The 2,991-nt window shown below is 68.1% G+C and carries 1 protein-coding gene and 2 pseudogenes; 1 reads left to right on the top strand and 2 read right to left on the bottom strand.

Annotation, left to right across the window (positions count from 1 at the left end; translation table 11 throughout):
* On the bottom strand, window positions 1-1,038 hold a 1,038-nt coding region (locus IE287_RS16735; RefSeq protein WP_189849864.1), incomplete at its 3' end, for a transposase.
* Window positions 1,039-1,186: 148 nt separating this feature from the next.
* Window positions 1,187-1,631 (bottom strand): annotated as a pseudogene (locus IE287_RS38535) (IS5 family transposase); the annotation flags it as partial.
* 310 nt (window positions 1,632-1,941) lie between these two features.
* Here IE287_RS38535 and IE287_RS16725 point away from each other — a divergent pair.
* Window positions 1,942-2,991 (top strand): annotated as a pseudogene (locus IE287_RS16725) (IS256 family transposase); the annotation flags it as partial.

The following is a 2,991-nucleotide window of genomic DNA, read 5'->3' as shown; positions in this document are numbered from 1 at the left end:
GGCTTCGGCTTCGGCTTCGGCTTCGGCTTCGGCTTCGGCTTCGGCTTCGGCTTCGGCTTCGGCTTCGGCTTCGGCTTCGGCTTCGGCTGGAGTGTCGCAGGTTTCGGTGAGGTGGACCTTGTAGCCGAGCCAGAACAGGTCGTCGCCCTTGGCTGCCCACCGCGCGTCAGGGTCGTATGGGGAGGCCAGGCGGAGATGACCGGGCGGGACGCCCTCCTTATCGGCCTCCCGCTTCACGATCACCTCCCGTCCCCGCGCGTCGGTGGACACGTAGTAGGTCTGCACGAGCATCCGGCGCAAGAACGCGACCGGCTCGATCTCCCGCAGCCACCTGGGCGCCCCGGGAGCCCACACCGCCCGGCAGAGTGCCAGCGCGTCCTGCCCGAACACCACGGCCAGCCGGTCCCGCTTGGTCTTCGACGACGGCATCGTCCACCCGTTGACGCGCTCTTCGTAGCGGTGCGCGAGCTCGGGAATATCCACCGCGTCGGCCAGCCAGCCCCCAGCTGCCACCGCAAGGGCCTCCAACGCCGCCCGCACGCTCTCACCTGCCAGTTCGGTCCGGTTCAGGTCACGGACCGCGCTGATCACATGGGTGGAGTCGGTACGCTGCTTCCCGCCGGTCCGGACCAGGCCCTGCTCCCGGCAGACCTCCAGGAGCCGGTCGAACACCACCCGCTCCAGACCGTGCTCGGCCAGCCGGGCCCTGAACCGGGACAGCACGGTCGCGTCGAAACCGGTATCGGTCAGCTCCGCGCCGATCGCGTACTTCCAGTCGATCGCGCGGACCGCCATCACGGTGGGCTGCCGGTCGGTCAGGTTCTCCGTGAACTGCAGCACCGTGACCAGCGACAGCACCGCTGGCGGCAGGCCCGGCGCCCCACGGCGTCCGAACGCCTCGGCGAACGGCTCGTCCGCGAACACCTCGCCCAGCCGGTCCCGCACCCGCATCGCCAGCGTCCCGTGAGGGAACGCCGCCCGAGCGACCGCCACGGTCTGTGCCGGGACCTCTGGCAGCCCCTTCGGCTGCAACGACATGTGCTCCACCCCCTGCGGCCCATGACGCGACCAGGGCCACAGAGGCGATCATGCCGCACCCGCGACGCTCACCCAGTCGAATTGCGCAGCAGAGTCATCGTCGAGCGCAAAGTCCGGAGCTCAACTCATTCTGAAACGATCAGTAAATAACGTCGTTGACGTTGGCAGCAGTGGTGATGACCTTGAACGGGGTGCCGCGTCCGTCGCAGATCAGATGGTGTTTGCTGCCCGTTTTCCGCCGGTCGACCGGCGACGGACCGGTGTCGGCTCCCCTTTTTCGCGCGGACGTGGGAGCCGTCGACGCACGCTCTGGACCAGTCCAGCTCGCCGGCCGCGTTCAGCTCGGCGAGCAGGATCCGGTGCAGCCGGTCGAAGACCCCGGCCTGCTGCCACCGCCCCAGACGCCGCCAGCAGGTCTACCCGGAGCCGAACCCCAGCTCCAGAGGCAGCAATTGCCAGGCGATGTCATCGTGCAGCACGTACAGGATGCCCTGCAGGCACTGCCGGTCCGGCACCGACCGCGGGCCGGGAGCCTTCTCGGGCCAGGGCGGCAACAGCGGCTCGATCAGCGCCCACAGCTCATCGTCCACGATCCACGTCCGGGTACTCACACCATCGCGAACGGCCGAATCATCACACCGGACACGGCCGACCAGGACGCTTCGACAAAATCGTGTTACGAGCTCTTACACGGAAGCGGCCGAGCGCACCTGTCGCGTCGAAGCCCTCACCCCTGCTCCCGCCTACTGGCCTGCGGGGCCCGGCCGATACCCGCAACCTGGGAACTCGAAAGCCCCGGGCTCCACCCGTACTGAGACACGCTTCCAGCGGTAGATTCCAAAGACGTCTCCCTCGGGGACTGTAAATCGTTCGGTGTAACTCCCGATCATGGAGGATGCACCGATGACCAGTGAGAACGTGCCCGAGGGCGAGCCCGTCGAGGCGGCTGAGCCGCAGCCGGCGAGGGTGGTGGACGACCGGCTGATCGACGAGCTGGTGTCCCGGGCTCAGGCCGAGGGCCTGCAGCTGACCGGCGAGGGCGGGCTGCTGCAGCAGCTGACGAAGCGGCTGCTGGAGTCCGCCCTGGAGGGCGAGATCACCGACCACCTCGGCTATGACAAGCACGACCCGGCCGGGAAGAACGGCCGCAACAGTCGCAACGGCACCCGGGCCAAGACCGTGCTGACGGACGTCGGCCCGGTGGAGATATCCGTGCCGCGTGACCGCGACCGCTCGTTCGAGCCGAAGATCGTCAAGAAGCGGCAGAAGCGTCTGACCGGGGTGGACGAGATGGTCATCTCGCTGTCGGCGAAGGGCCTGACCACCGGCGAGGTCCAGGCCCACCTCGCGGAGGTCTATGGCGCCGAGGTCTCGCGCCAGACGATCTCCACGATCACCGACAAGGTCCTGGACGGCATGGCCGAGTGGCAGAACCGGCCCCTCGACCCGGTCTATCCGGTCGTCTTCATCGACGCGATCCACGTGAAGATCCGCGACGGCGCCGTCGCCAACCGGCCCATCTACGTGGCTTTGGCCGTCACCGCCGAAAGGCCGGCGCGAGATTTCGGGGCTGTGGGCCGGGGACGGCGGCGAGGGAGCCAAACACTGGATGCACATCCTCACCGAGATCAAGAACCGTGGCGTGAACGACGTCCTGATGCCGGTCTGCGACGGCCTGAAGGGCCTGCCCGACGCGGTCGAGACCGTCTGGCCGCAGACGATCGTGCAGACCTGCGTGGTCCACCTGCTGCGGAACTCCTTCCGCTATGCCGCCCGCCAGGACTGGGACAAGATCGCCAAACTCCTCAAGCCCGTCCACACCGCCGCGACCGAGGAAGCCGCACTCGAACGGTTCGCCGAGTTCGCCGATGCCTGGGGCCGGAAGTATCCGGCGATCGTCCGGCTCTGGGAGAACGCCTGGGAGGAGTTCACGCCGTTCCTCCGCTTCGACAC

The organism is Streptomyces omiyaensis (assembly GCF_014650895.1).
In the GTDB taxonomy this organism is placed as follows: domain Bacteria; phylum Actinomycetota; class Actinomycetes; order Streptomycetales; family Streptomycetaceae; genus Streptomyces; species Streptomyces omiyaensis.
Note: the sequence above shows the minus strand (reverse complement) of the source record. Positions and strands in the feature narration are given on the sequence as shown.